Below are 26,018 nucleotides of genomic sequence, written 5' to 3'. Positions count from 1 at the left end.
GCCGGGTCGCCGGATACCGCGGCGCCTTCGCTTCACTCCGGCCATCGGGTACTCTCCAAAGCCATGAACCGCTCGTCCCTCCGCCTGCGCCTCGCCGCCGCCGCAGCCGTGCTCGGCGCCAGCGCCCTAGCCGTCCCGGCGGCCGACGCGGCCGACTGGGCGGTGGTGTTCATGTACCATCGATTCGGCGAATCGGAGTGGCCGTCGACGAACATCCGGCTCGACCAGTTCGAGGCCCACCTCGAGGAGATCCGCGCCGGCGGCTTCACCGTCCTGCCGCTGCCCGAGGTGCTGGAGCGGATGCGCGGCGCCACCGAGCTGCCCGACCGCACGATCGCCATCACCATCGACGACGCCTACGCCTCGGTCTATGCCGAAGCCTGGCCGCGCCTGAAGAAGGCCGGCCTGCCGTTCACCCTGTTCGTCTCGACCGACTCGGTCGACCGCGGGGTTCCCGGCTACATGAGCTGGGACCAGATCCGCGAGCTCAAGGCCGGCGGCGTGACCATCGGCAGCCAGACCGCGTCGCACCCGCACCTGCCCGACATCGAGCTCGAGCAGGTGAAGATCGAGCTCGACCGCGCCGCCCAGCGGATCGCCGACGAGACCGGCGAGCGCCCGGCCCTGTTCGCCTACCCCTACGGCGAGTACGGCTCGGCGATCCAGCGGATCGTCGCCGGCCGCGGCTACGTCGCCGCCTTCGGCCAGCAATCGGGGGTCGCCCACGCCGGCAGCGACCGCTACGGCCTGCCGCGCTTCGCGCTCAACGAGACCTACGGCGGCGTCGACCGCTTCCGGCTGACCGCCAACGCCCTGCCGCTGCCGGTCCGGGACCGGGTGCCGGCCGACCTGATCCTGCAGCAGAACCCGCCGGCCTTCGGCTTCACGGTGGATCCGACGATCCCGGACGTCGACCGCATCGACTGCTACGCCTCCGGGCAGGGCCGCACCAAGGTCGAGGCGCTCGGCAGCCGGGTCGAGGTCCGGCTGGCCGAGCCGTTCCCGGCCGGGCGGGCCCGCATCAACTGTACCATGCCGGGCCCCGACGGCCGCTGGCGCTGGTACGGCGTGCAGTTCTACATCCCGCGCTGAGTCAGCCTTCGATCGTCGCGTCGGCCGCAGCCGTAGCATAGCGCCGGGCGTCGGCCAGGGTCGCTTCGTCGAGCCGCGCCAGGCGGTTCTGCCGGATCAGCGCGACGATGTCGGCGACATAGGCGTCGCCGCGTTCGCTGTAGCGGGTCAGGGCGCGGGCCAGGTCCTCGCCGGCCGGCAGGGTGCCGTGGTCGCGCCGGGCCGCCGCCCGGGCCTCGCGGAGCGCGGCATAGGCCGGATGGGTGTTCAGGTTCAGCAGATAAGCGCGGGCGGAATCGCCGAGGGTCCGGAAGGCGCGGACCCGGTGCGTCGCGCCCGCCGGCCGCGCGGCGGGAACCATCCCGGCGGCCGCGTCCCAGGTCCACTGGCCGAACAGCGCATTGCCGGCCAGCGCGAACCGGGAACTGCCCCAGCCACTCTCGCTGATCGCCTGCGCCAGGGCCAGCGACACCGGCACCGCGTCGACCCGGCGCAGCAGCCGGCGGATGCCGGCGGGCTCCGCCTCCAGGTCCGCGAGGCCGTAGCGTTCGGCAGTGCGCCGGAACCGATGCCGCAGCTCCCGCGGGATCCGCCGCCCGGCCTCGACCCGGGCGAGCAGCGACCGGAGCCCGGCCCGCTCCTCCAGGACCGCCGCGTTGGCGGCCATCACGATCGGCAGTGCCGCCCGGATGAACAGCGCCTTGCGCCGATCCACCGGCGTCGCCTCCGCGAGATCGGGCGGCAGCGACGCCAGGACCACCGGCGGCACCGGCGCGGATCCCTCGGCGACCGCGTCCAGGTCGTAGCCGAGCCGCTCGAACAGGGCGTCGAGCCGGTCCGCCGACTCGACGTGCACCGGGTGGTGCGGCACGGCGGAGCGCGCGCGGGACGCCCGGGCCGCCTCGACGATGCCGCCGATGTCCGATCCCGGCGGCAGCATCGCCAGCCCGAGCAGCGGCAGGAGCAGCAACCCGACCGCCATCACGACGGCATGACCCCGCCGCGCCGAGGCGCGCGGAGGGGCCTCGGTCGGGACGGGGAGGATATCTGGTTCTGAGTGGTTCATCGGCATAGCGGTAGGCAACCACCGTGGTGACACGGTGGTTCCCGCCGCCTTCGAGTTGCCTCAGTCGGCCGCGCCGGGGGCCGGTTCCTCAGGAAAACCCGATGCCGGGGCGTTCAGTATGGGGCCGCTCAGTACATGCCGGCGGCGCGCACTTCCCGGACTTCCGGGATATAGTGCCGCAGCATGTTCTCGATCCCCATCTTCAGGGTCGCCGTCGAGCTCGGGCAGCCGGCGCAGGCGCCCTGCATGTGCAGGGTCACGACTCCGTCCTCGTAGCCCTGGAACACGATGTCGCCGCCGTCCATGGCGACCGCCGGACGGACCCGGGTGTCGAGCAGTTCGCGGATCTGCGCGACGATCTCGGCGTTCTCTCCGGACACCTCGACTTCGTCGGCCGTCGCCGCATCCTCAACGATGGTCGGGCGTCCGGCCACGAAATGCTCCATGATGACGCCGAGCACGCCCGGCTTCATCAGGTACCATTCCTTGTCGTCGCGCTTGCTGACGCTGATGAAATCGTAGCCGAGGAAGACGCCCGTGACCCCGTCGACCTGGAAGAGCGCCTGGGCCAGAGGCGACCGCGGGGTCTCCTCCTCCGTCTTGAACTCGGCCGTGCCCGTCGCCATAACCTGCCGGCCCGGCAGGAACTTCAGCGTCGCCGGGTTCGGCGTCTCTTCGGTCTGAATGAACATGCTCGTCCTCCACGCGGTTCCGACATCGCGGCGCGCTCCCATCCGCGCCGACCACCGGACTCGCCCGCATACTTGGGAGCGCCGGCCGTGACGTCAAGCGATCCCCGCGCCGACCGGACGGCCGCGCTGCTGATGCCGCGCACCGATCCGAGCATCGCCAGCCACCTGCGGATCATGCACGACGGCGGCGAAGACGACGGCGAGCGGCCGGATCCTTCGATCCCGCCGATCAGCTGGCTGCTGGCCGGGGCCAGCAAGCACACCTCGACCCGCACATTGATCCGCGATCTGGCAGCACTGCTGTGCGATCGCGGCATGCCGCTGCTGCGCATCACCTGCTTCGTTCGCACCCTGCACCCGCAGGCCAGCGGCACCTCGGTGGTGTGGATGCGCGAGCGGCCGGACCCGCGGGCGGTGCGGGTGCTGCGCGGCATGGAGGACACCCCGGCGTTCCAGGCCAGCCCGCTGCCACTGATCTTCCAGGGAGCGGCCGCCATCCGCCGCCGGCTCGACGTGCCGGAGCAGACCCTGGACTTCCCGGTGCTGGCCGACCTGCGCGAGCTCGGGGCCACCGACTACGTCGCCATGCCGCTGGCGTTCTCCGACGGCATGATCAACTTCATCACCTGGGCGACCGATCGGCCGGGCGGCTTCAGCACCGAGGAGCTGACGGTGCTGTGGGAGCTGCTGCCGGCCTTGGCGCTGCGCATCGAGGTGATCGAGCGGCGCGAGCTCACCTCGCAGCTGCTGGAGGTGTATCTCGGCCGCCAGACCGGCCGCCGGGTGCTGGCCGGGGCGATCGCGCGCGGCGAGACCGCGTCGATCCGGGCAGCCGTCTGGTACTCCGACATCAAGGACTTCACGGTGCTGTCGGACCGGCTGCCGCGCGAGGACCTGATCGAGCTGCTGAACGGCTACTTCGAGGCCTCGGTCCAGGCGGTCGAGGAGCGCGGCGGCGAGATCCTGAAGTTCCTCGGCGACGGCATGCTGGCGATCTTTCCGGCCGAGGCCGACGACGTCCGGGACCAGGCCGGCGCCGACCGTGCGGCCTGCCACGCCGCCATGGCGGCCGCCCGCGACACCGTCAAGCTGGTGCGGGCGCTCAACCGGCGCCGTCTGCGCCAGGACAAGCCGACCGTCGACTTCGGCATCGCCCTGCACCTCGGCGAGGTCGGCTACGGCAACATCGGCGGCCTGGAGCGCCTGGACTTCACGGTGATCGGACCGGCGGTCAACCTGGCCAGCCGGATCGAGGGGCTGACCCGCGGCCTCGGCGTCCGGGTGCTGGCGTCGGCCGATTTCGCGGCGGCCGCCGGCGAGACCCTGACGCCGATGGGCCGCCACCCGGTCAAGGGCCTGTCGCACCCGGTCGAGGTGTTCGCCCCGTCCGACCTGCTGTGAGCCGGGCGTGAGCGCCGAGACCCCGGCCCCGAATCGGCCCGACGACGCCGGCGATCACGACGACCGATCCCACGACGACCGGGCAGTGGCGCGCGCCGGCATGACCATCGGCGTGCTGTCGGTGGTCGCCAAGCTGACCGCGTTCGTGCGCGAGGCGGCGATCGCCGCGGTGTACGGCCGCGGCCCCGAAGTCGACGCGTTCTTCCTGGCCCTGGCGGTGCCGGTGTTCCTGCTGGCCCTGATCGCCGGCTCGTTCCAGATCGCCCTGGTGCCGGCCTACCTGGCGCGCCGCCGCGCCGCCGGCGAGGCCGCCGCCGACTCGCTGTTCGCCGCCGCCTTCGGGCGCATGCTGCTGGTGGTGGCGGCCGGCTCGCTGGTCATGGCCGCCGCCGCCCCGGCCTACCTGCCGTGGCTGGCCCCGGCGCTGGCGCCGGACACCCTGGCGCTGACCGCCGACCTGCTGTGGATCATGACCCTGTTCGTGGTGGTCGGGGCCGCCGCGGTCGCCTGGGGCGGCGTGCTGAACGCCCGGCGCCGGTTCGCGCTGCCGGCGATCGCCCCGGCCTTCACGCCGCTGGTGATGGCGGTGCTGCTGCTCCTCGCCCGCGACAGTCTGGGCGTCGCCGCGCTGGCCTGGGGCGCTGTCCTCGGCACCGCGATCGAGGCCACCCTGGTCGGCGGCGCCCTGCGCCGGCTCGGCGGCCGCCTCTCACCGGCCGCCGGCGCCCCCGACCTGGCCCCGCTGCTGCGGCGCTGGGGGCCGATCCTGCTCGCCAACCTGCTGCTGTACGGCGCCGGCGTGCTCGACCAGATGATGGCCGCCATGCTCGGTCCCGGCTCGGCCTCGGCGATCGGCTACGGCGCCAAGCTGGTGCTGGCCGGCCTGCACGTCGCCACCCTGGCGATCGGCGTGGCGATCCTGCCGGCGTATTCCGACCAGGCGGCTTCCGGCGACCTCGCCGCCCTGCGCCGCCGGCTGCGCCGGCACGTCGCCGCGGTCGCCGCGCTGTCGGTGCCGGCGGTCGCGGCCGCCGCGGTCCTGGCCGAGCCGGTGGTGCGGCTGCTGTACCAGCGCGGCGCGTTCGGGGCCGACGACACCGCCCTGGTGTCCGACGTGCTGGTCGCCTACGCCGTGCAGCTGCCGCCCTACGCCGCCGCGGTGGTGCTGGTGCGGGCGGCGGCGGTGCTCGGGCTCGGCCGGGCGCTGGCCGGGGCGGCAGCGGCCAACCTGGTGCTGACCGTGGCGCTCAATGCCGGCTTCATGGCGGTCTGGGGGGTCGTCGGGATCGCCCTGGCGACCGCCCCGGCGTTCCTGGCCACGGCGCTGATCCTGTATGTCGCGGTGATGCGCGCTCCGGCGACCCGGACCGCCGGCTAGCCGAGGCGCTTGGCATACAAGGCCACCAGCTCCCGGCGCACCGCCGGCAGGCCGAACCGGTCCTCGACCCTGGCCCGGGCCGCCGCCCCCATCGCCCGCCGCCGAGCCGGGTCGGCCGCCAGGGCGGCCAGCGCATCGGCCAGCGCCACCGGGTCATGGGCCGGCACCAGCAGGCCGGTGACGCCGTGCTCGACCGCCTCGCGGCAGCCGGGGACGTCGGTCGCGACCGCCGGCCGGCCGCAGGCCGCGGCCTCCAGCACGCTCATGCCCAGGCCCTCGCGGTGCGACGGCAGCACCGCGATATGGGCGGCCCGCCACACGCCGGGCACGTCGGCGGTCGGGCCGGTCCATTCCAGGGCACCCTCGGCGCTCCAGGCCCGCAGCCGCTCCTCGGGGATCGCGGTCGGGCTCTCGCGGTCGGGCGCCCCGACCAGCCGGATCGCCACGGCGCCCCCGCGCCGGCGCAGCAGCCGGGCCGCCGCGGCGAGCTCGTCCAGCCCCTTCTCGCCCAGCATGCGGCCGACGAAGGCAGCGACCGGCGGCCCCTCGGGCTCCGGTTCGACAACGAAACGATCCAGGTCGACGCCGGTGCCGGGCAGCACCGCCACCGAGTCGAGCGGCCGGCCGGCCAGCCGGGCCACCGCGGCCCGGTCGTCGGCGTTCAGCACCATCGGGGTCACCGCCGGTCGGCCCAGCACCCGGCGCAGCAGCAGCGCGACCGCCGGCCGCAGCAACCGGGCCTTCAGGCTTCGGCCGGTGAACACGTGGCCGAGCCCGGGCAGCCAGGCGAACCGCGCCGGCACGCCGGCACGCTCGGCCGCCAGGGTGCCGTACAGCACCGGCTTCATCGCCACGCTCTGCACCAGGTCGGGCCGCAGCACGCGGCACAGCGCCGTCAGCTCGCCGACCGCGGTCAGGTCGGCGAGCGGGTTCAGCCCGGTGCGGTCGAGTCGCTGCAGCCGATGGACGGTGATCCCGGCGGCCGTCACCGCGGCCTCGGCCTCCGGCCCGCGCCGGCCGCAGCGGGCCGCCAGGTGCACCTCGGCCCCGGCTTCGACCAGGGCCGTGGCCAGCGCCAGGTAGTGCAGCCGGAAGAACCAGTCCTCGGCGACGATCCAGAGAACGCGCCTGCCGGTCAGCATCCGCGGCGCCCGAACCGCCTCAGGGCCGCAGGAAGCCAACGATGTCGTAGACTTCCTTGACGATCGGGCTCGCCAGCTCGCGGGCCCGCTCGCCGCCCTTGTGCAGGATCGCGTCGATGGTCGCCGGGTCGTTCGACAGCCGGCGCATCTCTTCGCCGATCGGGGCCAGAACCGAGACCGAGACCTCGGCCATGGCCTTCTTGAAGTCGCCGAAGCCGCGGCCGCCGAACTCGGCCAGCACCTGCTCCGGCGTCTGGTCGGCCAGCGCCGCGTAGATGCCGACCAGGTTGCGGGCCTCCGGCCGCTCGTCCAGCCCGGCGAGCTCGCTCGGCAGCGGCTCCGGGTCGGTCTTGGCCTTGCGGATCTTCTGGGCGATGGCGTCGGCGTCGTCGGTCATGTTGATGCGCGACATGTCGGACGGATCCGACTTGCTCATCTTCTTGGTGCCGTCGCGCAGGCTCATCACCCGGGTGGCGGTGCCGAAGATCTGCGGCTCCGGCAGCGGGAAGAAATCGACCCCGAACATCGAGTTGAAGGCCTGGGCGATGTCGCGGGTCAGCTCCAGGTGCTGCTTCTGGTCGTCGCCGACCGGCACGTGGGTGCCCTTGTAGGCCAGAATGTCGGCGGCCATCAGGTTCGGGTAGACGAACAGCCCGACCGTGGCGTTGTCGCGGTCCTTGCCGGCCTTCTCCTTGAACTGGGTCATGCGGCCGAGCCAGCCGACTCGGGCCACGCAGTTGAACACCCAGGCCAGCATCGCGTGCTCGGGCACGTAGGACTGGTTGAACAGGATGCAGTCGTCCGGATCGACGCCGCCGGCGATCATGCCGGCCGCCACCTCGCGGGTCGCCCGACGCAGCTCCGCCGGGTCCTGCGGCACGGTGATGGCGTGCTGGTCGACCACGCAGAAGATGCATTCGTAGCTCTTCTCGCGCTGCAGGAGCGCCCAGTTCCGGATCGCGCCCAGGTAATTGCCGAGGGTCAGGTTTCCGGAGGGCTGGATGCCGGAGAAGATGCGTCTCATCGTCGTTTGCTCGCGATGCGCGTGGTTGCCATGGTATCCGGCCGGGGGCGGGACCGCCGGACGGGCCCGGGTTTATCCCCGGCCGGGCCGCCGGAATCAAGGGAGACCGGAATCATGCTGCGCGTGCTCGACCACGCCAACGACCCCGGCAAGGGCCGGGACTCCGAGGACCGGGTCGGCCACCGCGCCGCCGAAGGCATCGCCTGGATCGTCGACGGCGCCACCGACATGTGCGCCACCCGGCTGTTCCCGGAGGCGCCGAGCGACGCGTTCTGGTTCGCCGACGCCGCCCACGACCTGCTGCGGACGCTGCCGGCGGGCGCGCCCGAGGCGGTGGTGGCGGCCCTGATCGACGGCCTGCGCGAGCGGGTCGAGGCGCATACCGGCGCGCCGGCCGGCCGCATCCCACCGGGCGACATGCCGAGCGCCGCCCTGACCCGCCTGCACGTCGATCCGGCCTCGAAACGGATGGTCTTCGCGTCGTTCCCGGACTGCACCGCGATCGTGCTGCCGGCCGCCGGCCCGGCGAGGCCGGTCGCGAAGGCGCCGCCGCGGCTGGACGAGCAGGCCCAGGCCCGCGCCCTGATCGCCGCCGGCGCCGAAATCCCGTCGGTGCTGCGGGCCCAGCGCGCCATGATGAACCGGCCGGACGGCTATCCGGTGCTGAGTGTGCACCCGGCGGCCGCCGCCCGGCTCGACCTCCGGACCGAGCCCGCCGCCGCCGGCACCCGGGTGCTGCTGTGCACCGACGGCTTCTACCGGCTGGTCGACATGTACGGGCTGTATGACGACGACGGGCTGATCCGCGCCGCCCTGGACGGCGGGCTGGCGGCCCTGGTCGGCCGGCTGCGCGGGTTCGAAGCCGACGCCGCCGAGAACGCCCGGTTCGGCCGCTTCAAGACCTCCGACGACGCCGCGGCCCTCTTGTTGGAGATCCAGTAAGCCTATGGATTGAGGGACCGATTCACCGGCCGCATCGATCCGATGCGATCGGATCGGGCCCTAGCCCCGCCGCCGCAGCGCCGACTTCAGCTCGGCCGGGCGGGCGGCGCCGAGCAGGGTCGCCGCCGTGCCGTACACCACCAGACCGACGGCGATCACCACCGCCAGGGCCGCGACGCCGTGGACGCTGCCGGCGGTCAGCCAGGGCTCGAGGCCGGCGGCCGCCGCCCACACCGCCGCCGCCATCGCCGCCACCGCCCCGGCGATCCGGAGCGCCCGCCGGCGCAGCCGGGCGTCCGGCCGGAAGTGCCCGCGGCGCATCAGCAGCCAGGCCAGCAGGCCGGCGTTCAGCCACGCCGACAGCGTGGTCGACAGCGCGATCCCGACATGCTGCAGGGTCGGCATCAGCAGGGCGTTGAACGCCAGATTGGCGGCCACCGCGCAGGCCGCGACCTTGACCGGGGTCGCGGTGTCGCGGCGCGCGAAGAACCCGGGCTGGAACACCTTGATCAGCACGAAGGCCGGCAGCCCGCCGGCATAGGCCGCCATCGCCGCGGCGGTCGCCAGGCTGTCCGCCGCCCCGAATTTGCCGCGCTCGAACAGCACCGAGGTCACCGGCAGCGCGATCACCGCCAGCGCCGCCGCCGCCGGCAGGGTCAGCAGCAACGCCATCTCGAGCGCCCGGTTCTGGGTGTCCCGGGCGTCGGCGTCGTGGCCGCCGCGCACCTGGCGCGACAGCATCGGCAAGAGCGCGGTGCCGATCGCCACCCCGACCACGCCGAGCGGCAGCTGCACCACCCGGTCGGCGTAATACAGGAACGACACCGAGCCGGCCGGCAGCAGCGAGGCCAGCAGCACGCCGATGAAGGCGTTGACCTGCACCACCCCGGCGCCGAGTGCCGCCGGCAGCATCAGCACCAGCAGCTGGCGGACCTCCGGGGTCAGCCGCGGCAGCCGGAACCTCGGCAGGGCGCCCTCGCGCCGGCACGCCTCGGCCAGGAACAGCGCCTGCGCCAGCCCGGCCGCCGCCACGCCCCAGGCCAGCGCGTGGCCGGGGGTCTCCAGCACGTTGGCCATGGTGGCCAGCGCGGCGATCAGGACCAGGTTCAGCAGGATCGGCGCCGCCGCCATCGCCCAGAACCGGTCCAGGCTGTTCAGGATTCCGCCCCACAGCGCCACCAGCGAGATCAGCGGCAGGTAGGGGAAGGTGATGCGGGTCAGCTCGACCGCCAGGCCGTAGCGTTCCGGCTCGTCGGCGAAGCCGGGGGCCAGCACCAGGATCACCCACGGCATCAGGATCTCGACCGCCAGCAGGAAGGCCAGCAGCACCGCCACCAGCACCGCCTGCACCTCGGCCGCGAACGCCACCGCGCGCTCCCTGCCGTCGGTCTCCAGCCGGCCGGCGAACAGCGGCACGAAGGCGACGGTCAGCGCCCCCTCGCCGGTCAGCCGGCGGAAGAAGTTCGGCAGCTGGAACGCCACGAAGAACGCGTCGGCCACCGGCCCGGCGCCGAGCAGGGCGGCGATCAGGATGTCGCGCACGAAGCCGGTGACCCGGCTGACCAGGGTGAAGCCGCCGACGGTGGCGATGGCGCGGGTCAGGGACATGGGCTGGAGGATCTACGCGATTCGGAGATCCACGGATAGCGCATGATCGCGGCGGAACCGCGGCGGGCTCACGCCGTCTTGCGCTCCTCCTCGGCCCCGAGCGCCTTCATCAGCGCCTTGCGAATGTCTTCGAGCTTGCTCTTGCTGTCGATCTTCAGGCCGAACACGTCCTTCAGGTAGAACACGTCGACGAACCGCTCGCCGTAGGTCGAGATCGAGGCCGAGTGGATCTGCACGCCGACCCCGGCGAGCGCCCGGGTCATCCGCCACAGCACCCCCGGCTCGTCGCGGCCGTTCACCTCCACCACCGTGTGGGTGACGCTGGCCTTGTTGTCGATCAGCACCCGCGGCGGCACCCTGAGCGCCCGGGTGCGGCGGCCGAGCGTCGGCTTGCGGGCCGCCAGCGCCCGGTCGACCCTGAGCGTGCCGCCGAGCGCCCGCTCGATCGCCGAGGCCAGCTTGGCGATCCGGTCCGGCCGGTCGAACGCCTTGCCGCCCTCGTCCTGGATCATGAAGGTGTCGAGCGCCATGCCGTTGGACAGTGTGAAGATCCGGGCGTCGACCACGTCGGCGCCGGTGGCGGCCATGGCGCCGGCGATCCGCGAGAACAGCCCCGGGTGGTCGGTGGCGTAGACCGTCACCTCGGTCACCGCGCGGTCCGCGTCGACCCGGGTTTCGACCGCCAGATGGGCGCCGTCCCGGGTCGCCTGGCGCACCAGCCGGGCATGCCGGGCGTGGGTGTCGGCATCGAACGCCAGCCAGTAGGCCGGATAGCCGAGTGCGGTGTGCGCCTCGACCTCGTCGGCGCTCCAGTCCGGCAGGGCGTCGGCCAGCCGCCGCTTGGCGGCGTCGATGCGGGCGGCGGTGCCGCGCCGCGCGGAGTCGCCCGACAGCGCCTCCTGGGCCCGGTAGTACAGGTCGCGCAGCAGCTGGGCCTTCCAGCCGTTCCAGACATGCGGCCCGACCCCGCGGATGTCGGCGACCGTCAGCACCAGCAGCAGCCGCAGCCGTTCCGGCGACTGCACGATTTTCACGAAGTCCTCGACCGTCTTCGGGTCGTTGACGTCGCGCTTGAAGGCGGTGTTCGACATCAGCAGGTGCCAGCGCACCAGCCAGGCGACGGTGTCGGTCTCCTCCTCGCTCATCCCGAAGCGCGGACACAGCCGCCGGGCCACCCGCTCGCCCAGCACCGAGTGGTCGCCGCCGCGGCCCTTGGCGATGTCGTGCAGGAACACCGCCACGTGCAGGGCCCGGCGCGACAGCACCTTGTGCACCACCTCGGTGGCGATCGGCGCCACCTCCTTGAGGGCGCCGGCCTCGATGTCGTGCAGCACCGACAGGCACTGCAGGGTATGCTCGTCGACGGTGTACAGGTGGTACATGTCGAACTGCATCTGCGCGACCACCCGGCCGAAATCCGGCACGAACTTGCCGAGCACCCGGGCCTCGCTCATCCGCCGCAGGATCGGGGCCGGGTTCTTGGTGCCGCACAGGATCTCCAGGAACAGCCGGTTGGCCTCGGGGTCCTTGCGCAGCTCGCCGTCGATCCGGTTCAGGTTCTGGGTGATCAGCCGCAGCGCGTGCGGGTGCACCATGGCGTTGCGGGCCTGCGCCTCGTGGAACATCCGGACGATGTTGACCGGGTCGCGGGCGAACGCCTCGTCGTCGGCCACGGTGATGCGGTCGGCGGCGATCCGGAAGTCGCCGAACCGCTCCTCGGTCAGCAGCCTCGGCAGCCGGATCCAGGGGCGCCGCCGCTTGTGCTGCGCCTCGATGGCGGCGCAGAAGATCCGGGTCAGGTCGCCGACGTCCTTGGCGGTCAGGTAGTAGTGCTTCATGAACCGCTCGACCGCGACCGCGCCGGCGTGGTCGGTATAGCCGAGCCGCTCGGCGATCACCGGCTGCATCTCGAAGGTCAGCCGCTCCTCGGCCCGGCCCGACAGGTAGTGCAGCCAGCAGCGGATGGTCCACAGCAGCTTCTGGGCCTTGGCGAAGCGCCTTGCCTCGCCCAGGGTCAGCACGCCGCGGTCGACCAGCCGGGTGACGTCGTCGACCCGGTAGACGTACTTGCCGATCCAGAACAGGGTGTGCAGGTCGCGCAGGCCGCCCTTGCCGTCCTTGACGTTCGGTTCGACAACGTAACGGGAATCGCCGAGCCGCTGGTGGCGCTCGTCGGACTCCTGCAGCTTGGCCTCCACGAAGTCGAGCGGCGAGCCGGCCGCGAACTCCTTGTCGAAGGCCTGCCGCAGCTCCCCGTACAGGGTCTCGTCGCCCCACAGGAACCGCGATTCCAGCAGCGCGGTGCGGATGGTCGCGTCGGCCTTGGCCTGGCGGATGCATTCGTCGCACGACCGGGTCGAGTGCCCGACCTTCAGGCCGAGGTCCCACAGCAGGTACAGCAGGTACTCGACGATCTGCTCGCCGCGCGGGGTCTGCTTGTAGGGCCGCAGGAACAGCAGGTCGACGTCGGACTGCGGTGCCATCTCGCCGCGCCCGTAGCCGCCGACCGCCGCGATGGCGATGCGTTCGGCCGTGGTCGGGTTGGTCGCCGGATACTCGCGCTCGGTGGCCAGCCGGGCCGCCGCCTCGATCAGCCGGTCCATCAGCCAGGCGTTCTGGCGCACGCAGGCGGCGCCGTCGTTGCTGGCCTCGAACCGCCGGCGGATCTCGGCGGTGCCGTCGGCCAGCGCGGTCTTCAGGCGTGCCAGGACCGCCGCGCGCCGTCGCACGCCGTCGTCTTCGCCGGCCGCGATCGACTCCATGTCGGCGGTCAGCGCCGCCGCGTCGCAGATCGCCCGGGCGTTCGGCACGCGCTTGCGCACCACCACGAGGTCGGCGACGTCGCCCGGCTCGCCGCCAGGACCGGCATCCGCGGCTCCGGCGTCGGCATCTCTCAGGGTCTCGATCTCCGACACCGACTCGGTGGCGACCATGAATCCTCCGGCAAATCGATCCGCGCGAGCATAGGGCCAGCGCCCGCCGCCGTCACCCGGCCGCCGACCCCCGCGAACCGCTTGCGGCGGCCCCGCGAATCCCCGAGGCTCGCCGGCAAGCGAGGATCGGAGGGCATCCGGGTGGCGACGCAGCGGGCGGACGTGGTGATCATCGGCGGTGGGGCCGTCGGCTCGGCAGCCGCCTACTTCCTGGCCGCCGAGGCCGGATTCGGCGGCAGCGTGGCGGTGGTCGAGCGCGACCCGACCTATGCCCGCGCCTCGACGCCGCTGTCGGCGGGCGGCATCCGCCAGCAGTTCTCGATCCTCGAGAACGTCGAGATCGGCCTGTTCGCCCGCGACTTCGTGGCCCGCGCCGGCGAGCTGCTGGCGGTCGACGGCGAAGCGCCCGACCTCGGCTTCGTCGAGGGCGGCTACCTGTTCCTGTCGACGCCGGAGGGCCGCGCGGTGCTGGCCGAGAACCACGCCGTGCAGACCGGCGCCGGCGCCGCCATCGCCTGGCTGGAGCCGGATGCGCTCACCACCCGCTTCCCCTGGCTGAACGCCGAGGGCCTGGCGGCCGGCAGCTTCGGCGAGCGCGGCGAGGGCTGGCTCGACCCCAGCACCCTGCTGCAGTCCTTCAAGCGCAAGGCCCGGTCGCTCGGCGCCGAGTACCGCACCGACGAGGTGGTGGCGATCGAGCGCGGCGCCGCCGGCGTCGAGGCGGTCCGGCTGGCCTCGGGCGATCGGATCGAATGCGGAACGGTATTGATCGCAGCCGGCGCCAATTCCGGCGCGGTGGCCGGGCTGGCCGGGGTCGCGCTGCCGGTCGGGCCGCGCATCCGCACGGTCTACCAGTTCGACTGCCGCGAGCCGCTGCCGCGCCTGCCGCTGACCATCGACCCGAGCGGGGCCTGGGTCCGCCCCGAGGGCGCCGGCTACATCTGCGGCATTTCGCCGCCCGAGGAGGACGACCCGGAGAGCTGGGCGATCGAGGTCGACTGGCGCTGGTTCGAGGACACGGTGTGGCCGGCCCTGGCGCAACGCATACCGGCGTTCGAGGCGATCAAGCTGACCGGCGCCTGGGCCGGGCCGTACGACTACAACGCGCTCGACCAGAACGCGGTGATCGGCCGGCACCCGGAGATCCCCAACCTGCTGTTCGCCACCGGGTTCTCGGGCCACGGCCTGCAGCAGGCGCCGGCCGCCGGCCGCGCCGTCACGGAGCTGGTCGTCCATGGCGGCTACCGGAGCATCGACCTCACCCGTTTCGGTATCGAACGGATCATCGAGGGCCGGCCGCTGAAGGAAAAGAACGTGGTGTAGGCGGCGGACGGCCCGGCACACCCCCTCTCTCCCTCCATTGGGTGCATGCGGCTCACGCCTCGGCGAGGTCCAGCCGCCGCTCGATGCGTTCGACCCGGCCGTCCAGCCGGTCCAGCCGGCGGTTCACGCCAGCGATCCCCTCTTCCACGCCGGTCGTCCGTCGTTTGAGATCGCCGACATCCTCGCGCAGCAACTGCACGCTGGCGTCGAGACGGCGGAGATATTCCAGAACGAGGCTCTCGTGAGAGGCGGCCATGTCACGCCTCCGCGAGGTCGAGGCGTCGCTCGATACGATCGACGCGTTCGTCCAGACGGTCCAGACGGCGGTTCACGCCGACCAGCCCCTCCTCGACGCTGAGTACCCGTCGGCTCAGAGCGACGATGCCCTCCTCGACGCCGGACATCCGGCGCTTCAGGTCGATCAGGTCCTCTCGCATCTCCTGCTGCCCCCTGTCGAGGCGACGGAGGTACTGCAGGACGAGGTTGTCGGGCTCGCGGGCCATGGCCGGATCCTATCACGGGTGCGGGTCACCGCCGCCTATGAAAGGTCCAGCGCCGTTTCACCCGTCGGCCAGCCTGGCCTTCAGCGCGTACAGCGCCTCCAGCGCCTGGCGCGGGGTCAGCTCGTCGGGATTGAGGCCGGCGAGCGCCTCCTCGACCGGGCTCGGGCCGGCCTCGGCGACCGACACGGTCATCGAGGTCGGGCGGGCCGCCGAGAACAGCGGCAGGTCCTCCATCAGGTCGCGCGGCGCCGCCCCCTGCTCGCCGGATTCCAGGCGGTGCAGCACCTCCTCGGCGCGCGCCACCACCGCCGCCGGCAGCCCGGCCAGCTTGGCGACGTGGATGCCATAGGAGCGGTCGGCCGCCCCGGCAACGACCTCGTGCAGGAACACCACGTCGCCCTTCCACTCCTTGACCGCCATGGTGTGGCAGCTCAGCGCCGCCAGCCGCTCGGCCAGCGCCGTCAGCTCGTGGTAGTGGGTGGCGAACAGCGCCCGGCAGCGGTTGCTCTCGTGCAGGCTCTCGACCGTCGCCCAGGCGATCGACAGGCCGTCGAAGGTCGCGGTGCCGCGGCCGATCTCGTCCAGGATCACCAGCGCCCGCGGCCCCGCCTGGTTCAGGATCGCCGCGGTCTCGACCATCTCGACCATGAAGGTCGAGCGGCCGCGCGCCAGGTCGTCGGCGGCCCCGACCCGGCTGAACAACCGGTCGACCACGCCGATCCGCGCGCTCGCCGCCGGCACGTAGCTGCCGGTCTGGGCCAGCACCGCGATCAGCGCGTTCTGCCGCAGGAAGGTCGACTTGCCGGCCATGTTCGGACCCGTAACGAGCCAGACCCGGTCGTCCGGGCCGAGCCGGCAGTCGTTGGCGACGAACCCGCCCGGCCCTTCCGGCAGGGTCGCCTCGACCACCGGGTGGCGGCCGGCCACCACCTCGAATTCCAGCCCGTCGTCGACCGCCGGCCGGCACCAGTCGCGCGCCGCCGCCAGCTCGGCCAGCGCGGCCGCCACGTCGAGCCGGGCCAGCGCCGCCGCCGCCAGCCCGATCGGCCCGGCCCGCTCCAGCACCTGGGCGGCCAGCGCCCGGAACACCTCCTGCTCGAGCGCCAGCGCCTTGTCGGCGGCGGTCGAGACCTCGCGCTCCAGCTCGCCGAGCTCGACGGTGGTGAAGCGCACCGCGTTGGCCATGGTCTGGCGGTGGATAAAGCCGTCGCGCCCCATCAGCTTGTCGGCGTGGGTGGCGGTGACCTCGACGAAATAGCCGAGCACGTTGTTGTGCTTGACCTTCAGCGAGGCGATCCCGGTGTCGCCGGCGTAGCGGGCCTGCAGGGCGGCGATCATCCGCCGGCTCTCGTCGCGCAGCGCCTTCAGCCGGTCGAGCTCGGGCTCGTAGCCGGCGGCGACGAAACCGCCGTCGCGGGCCAGCAGCGGCAGCTCCTCGGCCAGCGCCCGCCCGAGGGTCCCGACCAGCGCGTCGTGGCCGCCGAGCTCGTCCAGCGCCTCGACCACGGCCGGCGGCGGCGGCTCCAGCGGCCCGGTGCCGGCAACCGCCGACCGCACCGCCGGCACCTCCAGCAGCGCGTCGCGGATCGCCGCGAGGTCGCGCGGGCCGCCCCGCTCCAGCGCCAGCCGCGACAGCGCCCGGTCGACGTCGGGGATCCGCCGCAGGGTCTCGCGGAGATCGTTCCGGGCCCGCGACGACGTCACGAAGAACTGCACGGCGTCGAGCCGGCGGTCGATCGCGGCGGGATCGGTGAGCGGCGCCGCCAGCCGGGCCGCCAGCAGCCGGGCGCCGGCCCCGGTGACGGTGCGGTCGAGCACCGCCAGCAGGCTGCCGCGGCGCTCGCCGGCCAGGGTCCGGGTCAGCTCCAGGTTGCGGCGGGTGGCGGCGTCGATCTCCATCAGCCCGCCCGGGCTCCAGCGCCGCAGCGCCGCCAGTCGCGGCAGCCTGCCCTTCTGGGTCAGCTCCAGGTAGTCGACCAGCGCCCCGGCGGCCCCCAGCTCGGCCCGGCCGAACGCCCCGAAGCCGTCGAGTGCCGCGACCCCGTACAGCGCCTCCAGGCGACGGCGGCCGTTCTCGCTGTCGAACCGGCTGCCCGGCAACACCGACGCCACCGCCCGCCACTCGCCGAGCGCGGCCCGGGCCGCCGGATCCTGGTCGAGCCGCTCGGACACCAGCAGCTCGGCCGGGGCCAGCCGGGCCAGCGCCGCCTCCAGCCCGCGGCCGTCGACCGGCTGGGCCTGGAAGTCGCCGGTCGACATGTCGACCCAGGCCAGCCCCAGGCCGCCGCCGGCCTCGGCCAGCGCCGCCAGGTAGTTGTGGCGGCGGGCGTCCAGCAGGCTGTCCTCGGTCAGGGTGCCGGGGGTGACGATCCGCACCACGGCGCGCCGGACCACCGACTTGCCGCCGCGCTTCTTGGCCTCGGCCGGGTCCTCGGTCTGCTCGCACACCGCCACCCGGTGGCCCTGGCGGATCAGCCGGGCGAGGTAGGATTCGGCGGCATGGTGCGGCACCCCGCACATCGGGATCGGCTCGCCCTGGTGCTGGCCGCGCCTGGTCAGCGTGATGTCGAGGGCCCGGGCGGCGGCCACCGCGTCGTCGAAGAACAGCTCGTAGAAGTCGCCCATCCGGTAGAACAGCAGGCAGTCCGGATGCTCGCGCTTGACCTGGAAGAACTGCGCCAGCATCGGGCTGGCGCCGTCCAGCAGGGCGTCGTAGTCGGGTCCGGCGTCGCGGGAGTCGGTCTCGGGGGCGGTCGCGCTCACGGGTCGTCGTCTGCCAGTCAGGTCTGCTCTTGGGGAACCGCCGGTCGTGGTTGCCGGGCGGCGCTGCAGCCTACCATGCCGATACGGACGGTCACCATCGCGCCGGATCGCCCTTTTCGCGGAACCGGCCGCCCGCTACGGTTAATCGAGAGGCGCGTTACGACGCCGGGAGGAGACGCCGCCCCGCTCGCTGCGAAGCGGTTCGCAGTGGAGGGGCGTCCGCGAGGAGCGAGATGGAAACCGACAAGAACACCATGGCCCGGGACGCGCTGCTGTTCCACTCGACCGGACGGCCGGGCAAGATCGAGATCACCCCGACCAAGCCGCTGACCACCCAGCGCGAGCTGTCGCTCGCCTACTCGCCGGGGGTCGCGGTGCCATGCCTGGAGATCGAGAAGAACCCGGCGACGGCCTACGACTACACCAGCCGCGGCAACGTGGTGGCGGTGATCTCCAACGGCACCGCCGTGCTCGGGCTCGGCGACATCGGGGCGCTGGCCTCCAAGCCGGTGATGGAAGGCAAGGCGGTGCTGTTCAAGCGCTTCGCCGACGTCGACGGGATCGACCTGGAGGTCGACACCAAGGACGTCGACGAGTTCGTCAACTGCGTGCGCTTCCTGGGCCCCAGCTTCGGCGGCATCAACCTCGAGGACATCAAAGCGCCGGAGTGCTTCATCATCGAGCAGCGGCTCAAGGAGCTGCTCGACATCCCGGTGTTCCACGACGACCAGCACGGCACCGCGATCATCGCCGCCGCCGGGCTGATCAACGCCCTGCACCTGACCGGCCGCGACATCAAGGAGACCCGGCTGGTGGTCAACGGCGCCGGGGCGGCGGCGATCGCCTGCGTCGAGCTGCTCAAGGCCATGGGCATGCCGCACGACAACGTCATGCTGTGCGACACCCGCGGGGTGATCTACCAGGGCCGCACCCAGGGCATGAACCAGTGGAAGTCGGCGCACGCGGTGGTCACCGACCGCCGCACCCTGGCCGAGGCGCTGGACGGCGCCGACGTGTTCTTCGGGCTGTCGGCCAAGGGCGCGGTGACCCAGGACATGGTCCGCTCCATGGGTCCGCAACCGATCATCTTCGCGATGGCCAACCCGGACCCGGAGATCACCCCGGAGGAGGTCAAGGCGGTCCGCGAGGACGCGATCATCGCCACCGGCCGGTCGGACTACCCGAACCAGGTCAACAACGTGCTCGGGTTCCCGTACATCTTCCGCGGCGCGCTCGACGTGCGGGCCTCGGAGATCAACGAGGCCATGAAGATCGCCGCCGCCCAGGCGCTGGCCGCGCTGGCCCGCCAGGACGTCCCGGACGAGGTCGACGCCGCCTATTCCGGCCGGCGCCTGCATTACGGCCGCGAGTACATCATCCCCGCCCCGTTCGACCCGCGCCTGATCGTGCACGTGTCGTCGGCGGTCGCCCGGGCGGCCATGGAGACTGGCGTCGCCCGCCGGCCGATCGAGGACATGGAGGCGTATCACGCCGCCCTGAGCGCGCGGCTCGACCCGACCGCCGGCAGCCTGCAGCGGATCCTCGACACCATCCGCAAGACGCCGAAGCGCGTGGTGTTCGCCGAGGGCGAGGAGGAGAAGACGATCCGGGCCGCGGTCGCCTTCCAGGGCGGCGGCTACGGCGTGCCGATCCTGATCGGCCGCGAGGAGCGGATCCGCGACACCATCGCCGAGATGGGCATCGCCGGTGCCGACCAGCTCGAGATCCACAACGCGAGGCTGTCCCGCTTCAATCAAAAGTACATCGAGTTCCTGTACAAGCGGCTGCAGAGGAAGGGCGCGCTGCAACGGGACTGCCAGCGGATGGTCAACCAGGACCGCAACGTGTTCGCCGCCTGCATGGTGGCGACCGGCGACGCCGACGCCATGGTCACCGGGCTGACCCGGTCCTTCGGCGTCGCGGTCGACGACATCACGCGGGTCATCGACGAGCGCCCGAACGAGCTGCTGATGGCGCTCACCATGGTGATCGTGCGGGGCCGCACGGTGTTCATCGCCGACACCAACGTGCACGAGCTGCCGAGCTCGGAACAGCTCGCCGACATCGCCTGCCAGGCGGCCGCCAAGGCCCGGTCGTTCGGCCACGAGCCGCGGGTCGCCCTGATGTCGTTCTCGAACTTCGGCAACCCGCTGCGCGAGAAGGCCGAGCGGATCCGGCACGCGGTCGAGGTTCTCGACTCGCGCGACGTGGACTTCGAGTACGACGGCGAGATGTCGGCCGACGTGGCGCTCGACCCGGAGGTGCGCAAGCACTACCCGTTCTGCCGCCTCAGCGGCCCGGCGAACGTGCTGGTCATGCCGGCCCTGCACTCGGCCAACATCTCCTACAAGCTGCTGCAGCGCTTCGGCGGCGGCTCGGTGATCGGGCCGATCCTGATGGGGCTGGAGAAACCGGCGCAGATCGTCCAGATGGGCGCCACGGTGTCCGATCTGGTGAACGCGGCGGCGATTGCGGCACACGAGGCGACCATCGCCTGACCGCCGCCGCGGATCGACGGCCGGGCGGGCACGGAGTGGAGAGACCATGACCGACGACCGCCCGGTCGACCCCGAAGAGCCTGCCGCCGGGCCGGCCGGCGAGGTCGGTACCGCCGCCACGGTGCGGGTGGCGGCGGCGCGGGCCGCCATCATGCTGATCCTGCCGACGGCGGTCGCGCTGCTGGTCCTGACGGCGCTGGACGCCTTGCCGCCGTTGCACGCGCTGGCCGCGCTGGCCGCGGTGGCCGGCGGGGTATTCCTGCTGGTGCGCCGGCACTTTGCCGCGCTGGCGGTGGTCCGGCGCCGACTCGACGAGCGGGTCGCCGCCGACGACCTGCGCGCTGCCATGTCCGACGGCCGCGACGCCCTCGATGCGGTCGGCGAGGCCGGCCCGGTCGCCGACCTGGCCCTGGCGCTCGAGCGGGCCGATCGCCGCACGCTCGACTGGATGGCCCGGGCCACGGCGCTGTCCGAGGCCCGGGCCCTGGTGATCGATTCGATCCCGGACCCGCTGCTGCTGATCGACGAGCGCGGCCGCGTCTCGCAGGCCAACCGCGAAGCCCGCCGCCAGCTCGGCCGGCAGATCGTCGACCGCGACCTGTCGACCGTGCTGCGTCACCCGGAGATCCTGGCGACGGTGCGCCGGGCGCTGGCCGGCGGCCCGGGCGGCGACGTCGAGATCGGCCTGGCGGCGCCGGTGGAGCGGGTGTTCAACGTCCGCGTCGAGTCCCTGAACAAGGGCGGGCCCGGCGGCGCCGCCGCCCTGATGCTGTTCGTCGACCTGTCGTCGATCCGGCGCGCCGAGCAGATGCGCGTCGACTTCGTCGCCAACGTCAGCCACGAGCTGCGCACCCCGCTCGCCACCCTGCTGGGGTTCATCGAGACCCTGCAGGGCCCGGCCCGCGACGACGCCGAGGCGCGCGACCGGTTCCTGGACATCATGAAAGCCCAGGGCAACCGGATGAGCCGGCTGGTCCAGGACCTGCTGTCGCTGTCGCGGATCGAGACCAACGAGCACAGGCCGCCGTCGGACCGGGTGGCTCTGGGTCCCCTGCTGGAGGGCGTGAAGGCCACCCTCGACCTGGAAGCCCGGCGCAAGGACATGGCCGTGCGCCTGGACGCCGACCCGGCCCTGCCGGCGGTGATCGGGGCCGAGGACGAACTGGCCCAGGTCGCCCAGAACCTGCTGGACAACGCCATCAAGTACGGCCGCCCGGGAACCGAGATCACGGTGTCGGCGCGACCGGCCGACCGGCTGCCGGCGAGCTTTCCCGGCGGCCCGGGTGCCGCCGCCGTGGCGATCTCGGTCCGCGATCGCGGCGACGGCATCCCGGCCGAGCACATCCCGCGCCTGACCGAACGGTTCTACCGGGTCGACACCGCCCGCTCGCGCGAGCTCGGCGGCACCGGCCTGGGCCTGGCCATCGTGAAGCACATCGTCAGCCGGCACCGCGGGGCGCTGGCGATCCAGTCGACGCCCGGCGAGGGCAGCGTGTTCACGGTCTACATCCCGGCGGCCGGGGCGGAATCATGGCCGAGCGGCGCGACCGCCGCCTGACCGGTCCCGGCCGGATCCGCGGCTCTCCGGTGCCGTCATAAAACTTTCATCGATCTGTCTTAAATCCTTTGTCGCCTGGCCGGTAGTTGTCCGCCTGCCAGGGGGGCCTGCAGGGGACCCGTGGCTGACCCGAACCTCCCTAGCGAGAGACTGGAGGACCCCAATGACGACTTCTTTCGGTAAGGTGGCCGCGATCGCCGCGCTCGGCGTGTTCGCGATGGCCGCGCAGGCCGAGGCCCGCGATCAGATCCGCATCGTCGGGTCGTCCACCGTGTTCCCGTTCGCCACGGTCGTCGCCGAGAACTTCGGCAAGTCGAGCGGCTTCAAGACCCCGGTCATCGAGTCGACCGGCTCCGGCGGCGGCCTGAAGCTGTTCTGCCAGGGCGTCGGCACCGAGCATCCGGACATCACCAACTCGTCGCGCCGGATCAAGAAGTCCGAGGTCGAGCTGTGCGGCAAGAACGGCGTCGAGAGCATCACCGAGATCAAGATCGGCTTCGACGGCATCGTGCTCGCCAATTCCAAGAAGGCGCCGCACTACACCCTGACCCGCGAGCAGATCTTCCTGGCGCTGGCCAAGGAAGTGCCGGTCGACGGCAAGCTGGTCGCGAACCCGTACACCAAGTGGTCGCAGATCGACAAGTCGCTGCCGGATGAGGACATCGAGGTGCTCGGCCCGCCGCCGACCTCGGGCACCCGCGACGCCTTCGTCGAGCTGGTCATGGAGCACGCCGCCGAGCAGCTGCCGGTGGTCAAGGACCTGAAGAAGTCGGACAAGAAGCGCTTCAAGCAGGTCTTCGGCTCGATGCGCGAGGACGGCAAGTTCATCGAGGCCGGCGAGAACGACAACCTGATCGTCCAGAAGCTCGAAGCCAACCCGCACGCGCTGGGCATCTTCGGCTTCTCGTTCCTCGACCAGAACTCGGACAAGATCCAGGGCTCGACCGTCGAGGGCGCCGACCCGACCTTCGACAAGATCGCCGACGGCTCCTACCCGGTGTCGCGCTCGCTGTTCTTCTACGTGAAGAACGCCCATGTCGGCGTCATTCCGGGCATCAAGGAGTACATCGCCGAGTTCACCGCCGACAAGGCGAACGGCCAGGAGGGCTACCTGACCGACAAGGGCCTGATCCCGCTGCCGGAGGCCGAGCGCAAGAAGTACGAGGAAGCGGGCGCCACGCTCACCAAGCTGGTGCTCTGATCCCCGGCGGATCGACCGGCGGCCGGAATTGTCCCGGCCGCCGGTTTGTCCCTTCCCGGCCGGCCGGACTGCCCGACGGTTTTCTTTGACGCCTTGCCCCGCACTCCGTACCAGCATTCGTTCGTGACGTTTCGACACCACGCCGACCCCCTGGGACCGCCCGGCCGAAGCGCCGGCGGCCGCCCGCCACGCGCGCCCCGGCAAGGGAACCCCCCATGCAGAGCACGATCCTGATCCTCGCCCTGGTCGGTCTGGCGGTCGTCGGCTACGCCATGGGCCGGGCCCGCGCCCTGGTGGTCTCGCGGGGGCTCGCCCCGCTGCACTCGCTGCCGAGCTACTACGGCCTCTACGTGGCCCTGTGGGCGGCCTTGCCGGCGCTGCTGGTGCTGGCCGCCTGGCTGATCGCCGAGCCCAGGATCGTCGAGGCGGTCGTGCTAGCCGGCCTGCCGCAGGGCACGCTCGACGGCCTGCCGCCGGAGCGCGTCGGCCTGCTGCTCAACGACATCCGGAACACCGCGTTCGGCAACATCGCCAGCCGCAAGGACGACCCGGTCGTCGAGGCCGCCGCCGAGCACCTGGCGAGCCTGCATGCCACCGGTTCCGTCCTGATGGCGATCGCCAGCCTGGCGGTCGCGGCCGCCGGGCTGTGGCTGGCGCGGCGGCGGATCGCGCCGCAGCTGCGCGCCCGCAACGCGGTCGAGCGTACCGTCCACGTCATCCTGATCCTGTCGTCGCTGATCGCCATCCTGACGACCGCCGGCATCGTGCTGTCGCTGCTGTTCGAGAGCTGGCGGTTCTTCACCAAGGTGCCGGTCTGGGACTTCCTGTTCGGCCTGAACTGGAGCCCGCAGACGGCGCTGCGGGCCGACCAGGTCGGGTCGTCCGGCGCGTTCGGCGCGGTCCCGCTGATCGCCGGCACCATGCTGATCACGTTCATCGCCATGCTGGTCGCCGCCCCGGTCGGGCTGATGTCGGCGATCTACATGGCGGAGTACGCCGACCCGCGGTTCCGCGCGATCGCCAAGCCGGTCCTGGAGATCCTCGCCGGCATCCCGACCGTGGTGTACGGGTTCTTCGCCGCCCTGACGGTCGCACCGTTCATCCGCGGCTGGGGCGAGGCGTTCGGCCTGGACGTGTCGTCGGAGAGCGCCCTCGCCGCCGGCATGGTCATGGGCATCATGATCATCCCGTTCGTGTCGTCGCTGTCCGACGACGTGATCAACGCGGTGCCGCAGTCGCTGCGCGACGGCTCCTACGCGCTCGGCGCGACCAAGTCGGAGACCATCACCAGCGTGATCGTGCCGGCCGCCCTGCCGGGCATCGTCGGCGCCCTGCTGCTGGCGGTCAGCCGGGCGATCGGCGAGACCATGATCGTGGTGATGGCGGCCGGGCTGTCGGCCAGGCTCACGATCAACCCGCTGGAGGCGGTCACCACGGTGACCGTGCAGATCGTCACCCTGCTGGTCGGCGACCAGGAGTTCGACAGCGCCAAGACCCTGTCGGCCTTCGCCCTCGGCCTGCTGCTGTTCGTGATCACCCTCGGCCTCAACGTGATCGCGCTCGGCGTGGTCAGAAAGTACCGGGAAAAGTATGACTGACGCCGCCACCACCCCGCCCGATCCGGCGGCCATCCGGCGCCCGGTCCTGACCGGCCCCCACCTGGCCCGCCGCTATGCCGCCGAGCGCCGGTTCCGGCTGTACGGGCTGGCCGGCATCGCGTTCGCCGGGCTGATGCTGCTGCTGCTGGTCGGCAGCATCGTCCAAAAGGGCTACTCGGCGTTCTGGCAGACCTACATGGAGATCGAGGTCGCGTTCCCGGCGGTCCAGACCCTGAACCCCGACGGCGGCGCCCCGACCGAGGAACAGATCCGCCGCAGCGACTACCTGACGCCGCTGCGCGACGCCCTCAAGGAGCAGTTCCCGGAGGCCGCCGGCGACCGCAAGCAGCGCCGCATGCTGTACGGCCTGGTCTCGCCGGGCGCCGACCTGGCGCTGCGCGACATGGTGTTGGCCGACCGTTCGCTGCTGGGCCGGCGGGCGTCGGTCTGGATCAAGGTGTCCGACGACGTCGACAGCCTGGCCAAGGGCCATATCCGCCGCGACGTGCCGGAGGCCAACCGCCGGATCAACGACACCGAGCTCGGCTGGTTCGACACCCTCGACAAGGCCGGCCGCATCGAGGCCCGGTTCAACGTCGACCTGTTCACCCACGGCGACAGCCGCGAGCCGGTGGAAGCCGGCATCTACGGCGCCCTGATGGGCTCGATCCTGACCCTGACGGTAACCCTGCTGGTGTCGTTTCCGATCGGGGTGATGGCGGCGGTCTACCTCGAGGAGTTCGCGCCGAAGAACCGGCTGACCGACGTCATCGAGGTGAACATCAACAACCTCGCGGCGGTGCCGTCGATCGTGTTCGGCCTGCTCGGCCTGGCGGTGTTCCTGAACTTCTTCGGGCTGCCGCGCTCGGCGCCGCTGGTCGGCGGCCTGGTGCTGGCGCTGATGACCCTGCCGACCATCATCATCGCCGCCCGCTCGGCCCTGAAGGCGGTGCCGCCGTCGATCCGCGAGGCGGCGCTGGGGCTCGGCGCCTCGCCGCTGCAGGTGGTGACCCACCACGTGCTGCCGCTGGCGATGCCCGGGATCCTGACCGGCACCATCATCGGCATGGCCCAGGCGCTCGGCGAGACCGCGCCGCTGCTGATGATCGGGATGGTGGCGTTCATCGTCGACATCCCGCAGGGCTTCACCGACCCGGCGACCGTCCTGCCGGTGCAGATCTACCTCTGGGCCGACAGCCCGGAACGCGCCTTCGTCGAGCGCACCTCGGCCGCCATCCTGGTGCTGCTCGGCTTCCTGGTCGTGATGAACGCGCTGGCCGTGCTGCTGCGCAAGCGCTTCGAACGCCGCTGGTAAGG

At 72.3% G+C, this 26,018-nt stretch carries 19 protein-coding genes; 10 read left to right on the top strand and 9 right to left on the bottom strand.

Features of this window, described 5'->3' with window-relative positions; genetic code table 11:
* Positions 1-63: 63 nt before the first annotated feature.
* Positions 64-1,092 carry a polysaccharide deacetylase family protein gene (locus IE246_RS01315; protein ID WP_189987110.1) on the top strand — a complete coding sequence of 343 codons (1,029 nt, stop codon included), beginning with the start codon at positions 64-66 and terminating at the stop codon, positions 1,090-1,092.
* A 1-nt stretch (position 1,093) separates the two neighbouring features.
* On the opposite strand, the gene IE246_RS01310 is transcribed toward IE246_RS01315, so the two are convergent.
* Both IE246_RS01310 and IE246_RS01305 read right to left on the bottom strand, forming a co-directional pair.
* A complete protein-coding gene (locus IE246_RS01310; protein ID WP_189987109.1) occupies positions 1,094-2,053 on the bottom strand; it encodes a glucosaminidase domain-containing protein in 960 nt (319 codons plus the stop codon).
* Between the two features lie 212 nt (positions 2,054-2,265).
* The gene (locus IE246_RS01305) at positions 2,266-2,829 is read right to left on the bottom strand and encodes a NifU family protein (protein ID WP_189987108.1); all 564 of its coding nucleotides are present in this window, start codon (positions 2,827-2,829) and stop codon (positions 2,266-2,268) included.
* A gap of 87 nt (positions 2,830-2,916) precedes the next feature.
* On the opposite strand from IE246_RS01305, the gene IE246_RS01300 reads away from it, so the two are divergent.
* The gene (locus IE246_RS01300; protein WP_189987107.1) at positions 2,917-4,230 is read left to right on the top strand and encodes an adenylate/guanylate cyclase domain-containing protein; all 1,314 of its coding nucleotides are present in this window, start codon (positions 2,917-2,919) and stop codon (positions 4,228-4,230) included.
* Positions 4,231-4,237: 7 nt separating this feature from the next.
* Positions 4,238-5,608, top strand: coding sequence for a murein biosynthesis integral membrane protein MurJ (murJ, locus tag IE246_RS01295; RefSeq protein ID WP_189987106.1), 1,371 nt, complete (start codon positions 4,238-4,240; stop codon positions 5,606-5,608).
* Here the strand turns inward: murJ (IE246_RS01295) and IE246_RS01290 are convergent.
* Complete coding sequence (locus tag IE246_RS01290) at positions 5,605-6,750, bottom strand: glycosyltransferase family 4 protein (RefSeq protein WP_189987105.1); 1,146 nt, start codon at positions 6,748-6,750, stop codon at positions 5,605-5,607. The genes murJ (IE246_RS01295) and IE246_RS01290 overlap by 4 nt on opposite strands.
* Positions 6,751-6,769: 19 nt before the next feature.
* The gene (gene trpS, locus IE246_RS01285; RefSeq protein WP_189987103.1) at positions 6,770-7,774 is read right to left on the bottom strand and encodes a tryptophan--tRNA ligase; all 1,005 of its coding nucleotides are present in this window, start codon (positions 7,772-7,774) and stop codon (positions 6,770-6,772) included.
* 114 nt (positions 7,775-7,888) lie between these two features.
* On the opposite strand from trpS, the gene IE246_RS01280 reads away from it, so the two are divergent.
* Positions 7,889-8,716 (top strand): SpoIIE family protein phosphatase, encoded by an 828-nt coding sequence (locus tag IE246_RS01280; protein ID WP_189987102.1) that lies wholly within the window; start codon positions 7,889-7,891, stop codon positions 8,714-8,716.
* Between the two features lie 60 nt (positions 8,717-8,776).
* Here the strand turns inward: IE246_RS01280 and murJ (IE246_RS01275) are convergent, their stop codons facing one another.
* Together murJ (IE246_RS01275) and IE246_RS01270 are read right to left on the bottom strand one after the other, a co-directional pair.
* Positions 8,777-10,324, bottom strand: a complete 1,548-nt coding sequence (gene murJ, locus IE246_RS01275) for a murein biosynthesis integral membrane protein MurJ (protein WP_189987100.1) — start codon at positions 10,322-10,324, stop codon at positions 8,777-8,779.
* Between the two features lie 68 nt (positions 10,325-10,392).
* Positions 10,393-13,257, bottom strand: a complete 2,865-nt coding sequence (locus tag IE246_RS01270; RefSeq protein ID WP_189987098.1) for a [protein-PII] uridylyltransferase — start codon at positions 13,255-13,257, stop codon at positions 10,393-10,395.
* Between the two features lie 141 nt (positions 13,258-13,398).
* Between IE246_RS01270 and IE246_RS01265 the strand changes: the two genes are divergently transcribed.
* Complete coding sequence (locus IE246_RS01265) at positions 13,399-14,580, top strand: NAD(P)/FAD-dependent oxidoreductase (protein WP_189987097.1); 1,182 nt, start codon at positions 13,399-13,401, stop codon at positions 14,578-14,580.
* A gap of 52 nt (positions 14,581-14,632) precedes the next feature.
* On the opposite strand, the gene IE246_RS01260 is transcribed toward IE246_RS01265, so the two are convergent.
* The 3 genes from IE246_RS01260 to mutS are packed head-to-tail and all read right to left on the bottom strand — an operon-like array spanning position 14,633 to position 17,768.
* On the bottom strand, positions 14,633-14,836 hold the full coding sequence (locus IE246_RS01260) for a hypothetical protein (protein WP_189987096.1): 204 nt from the start codon (positions 14,834-14,836) through the stop codon (positions 14,633-14,635).
* 1 nt (position 14,837) lies between these two features.
* On the bottom strand, positions 14,838-15,083 hold the full coding sequence (locus IE246_RS01255) for a hypothetical protein (RefSeq protein ID WP_189987094.1): 246 nt from the start codon (positions 15,081-15,083) through the stop codon (positions 14,838-14,840).
* Positions 15,084-15,140: 57 nt separating this feature from the next.
* Positions 15,141-17,768, bottom strand: coding sequence for a DNA mismatch repair protein MutS (gene mutS, locus IE246_RS01250; protein WP_189987447.1), 2,628 nt, complete (start codon positions 17,766-17,768; stop codon positions 15,141-15,143).
* Positions 17,769-18,079: 311 nt separating this feature from the next.
* On the opposite strand from mutS, the gene IE246_RS01245 reads away from it, so the two are divergent.
* The 5 genes from IE246_RS01245 (at position 18,080) to pstA (ending at position 26,016) form a co-directional block, all read left to right on the top strand.
* On the top strand, positions 18,080-20,344 hold the full coding sequence (locus IE246_RS01245; RefSeq protein WP_189987093.1) for an NADP-dependent malic enzyme: 2,265 nt from the start codon (positions 18,080-18,082) through the stop codon (positions 20,342-20,344).
* 46 nt (positions 20,345-20,390) lie between these two features.
* Positions 20,391-21,902 carry an ATP-binding protein gene (locus tag IE246_RS01240; protein WP_189987090.1) on the top strand — a complete coding sequence of 504 codons (1,512 nt, stop codon included), beginning with the start codon at positions 20,391-20,393 and terminating at the stop codon, positions 21,900-21,902.
* Between the two features lie 163 nt (positions 21,903-22,065).
* Entirely contained in the window at positions 22,066-23,103 is a 1,038-nt protein-coding gene (locus IE246_RS01235; protein ID WP_189987089.1) for a PstS family phosphate ABC transporter substrate-binding protein, read from the top strand.
* Positions 23,104-23,318: 215 nt separating this feature from the next.
* On the top strand, positions 23,319-24,701 hold the full coding sequence (gene pstC, locus IE246_RS01230) for a phosphate ABC transporter permease subunit PstC (RefSeq protein ID WP_189987087.1): 1,383 nt from the start codon (positions 23,319-23,321) through the stop codon (positions 24,699-24,701).
* Positions 24,694-26,016 (top strand): phosphate ABC transporter permease PstA, encoded by a 1,323-nt coding sequence (pstA, locus tag IE246_RS01225; RefSeq protein ID WP_189987085.1) that lies wholly within the window; start codon positions 24,694-24,696, stop codon positions 26,014-26,016. Before pstC ends, pstA begins: the two co-directional genes overlap by 8 nt.
* Positions 26,017-26,018: the final 2 nt, after the last annotated feature.

The sequence above is a fragment of the Thalassobaculum fulvum genome (assembly GCF_014652915.1).
Classification (GTDB): Bacteria; Pseudomonadota; Alphaproteobacteria; order Thalassobaculales; family Thalassobaculaceae; genus Thalassobaculum_A; species Thalassobaculum_A fulvum.
This window is presented reverse-complemented; position numbering and strand designations above follow the sequence as displayed.

Coding starts and splice junctions, on each gene's coding strand:
- IE246_RS01315 (WP_189987110.1), top strand. CDS start 64: ATGAACCGCTCGTCCCTCCGCCTGCGCCTCGCCGCCGCCGCAGCCGTG.
- IE246_RS01310 (WP_189987109.1), bottom strand. CDS start 2,053: ATGGCGGTCGGGTTGCTGCTCCTGCCGCTGCTCGGGCTGGCGATGCTG.
- IE246_RS01305 (WP_189987108.1), bottom strand. CDS start 2,829: ATGTTCATTCAGACCGAAGAGACGCCGAACCCGGCGACGCTGAAGTTC.
- IE246_RS01290 (WP_189987105.1), bottom strand. CDS start 6,750: ATGCTGACCGGCAGGCGCGTTCTCTGGATCGTCGCCGAGGACTGGTTC.
- trpS (WP_189987103.1), bottom strand. CDS start 7,774: ATGAGACGCATCTTCTCCGGCATCCAGCCCTCCGGAAACCTGACCCTC.
- IE246_RS01280 (WP_189987102.1), top strand. CDS start 7,889: ATGCTGCGCGTGCTCGACCACGCCAACGACCCCGGCAAGGGCCGGGAC.
- murJ (WP_189987100.1), bottom strand. CDS start 10,324: ATGTCCCTGACCCGCGCCATCGCCACCGTCGGCGGCTTCACCCTGGTC.
- IE246_RS01270 (WP_189987098.1), bottom strand. CDS start 13,257: ATGGTCGCCACCGAGTCGGTGTCGGAGATCGAGACCCTGAGAGATGCC.
- IE246_RS01260 (WP_189987096.1), bottom strand. CDS start 14,836: ATGGCCGCCTCTCACGAGAGCCTCGTTCTGGAATATCTCCGCCGTCTC.
- IE246_RS01255 (WP_189987094.1), bottom strand. CDS start 15,083: ATGGCCCGCGAGCCCGACAACCTCGTCCTGCAGTACCTCCGTCGCCTC.
- mutS (WP_189987447.1), bottom strand. CDS start 17,768: ATGCTGGCGCAGTTCTTCCAGGTCAAGCGCGAGCATCCGGACTGCCTG.
- IE246_RS01245 (WP_189987093.1), top strand. CDS start 18,080: ATGGAAACCGACAAGAACACCATGGCCCGGGACGCGCTGCTGTTCCAC.
- IE246_RS01240 (WP_189987090.1), top strand. CDS start 20,391: ATGACCGACGACCGCCCGGTCGACCCCGAAGAGCCTGCCGCCGGGCCG.
- IE246_RS01235 (WP_189987089.1), top strand. CDS start 22,066: ATGACGACTTCTTTCGGTAAGGTGGCCGCGATCGCCGCGCTCGGCGTG.
- pstC (WP_189987087.1), top strand. CDS start 23,319: ATGCAGAGCACGATCCTGATCCTCGCCCTGGTCGGTCTGGCGGTCGTC.
- pstA (WP_189987085.1), top strand. CDS start 24,694: ATGACTGACGCCGCCACCACCCCGCCCGATCCGGCGGCCATCCGGCGC.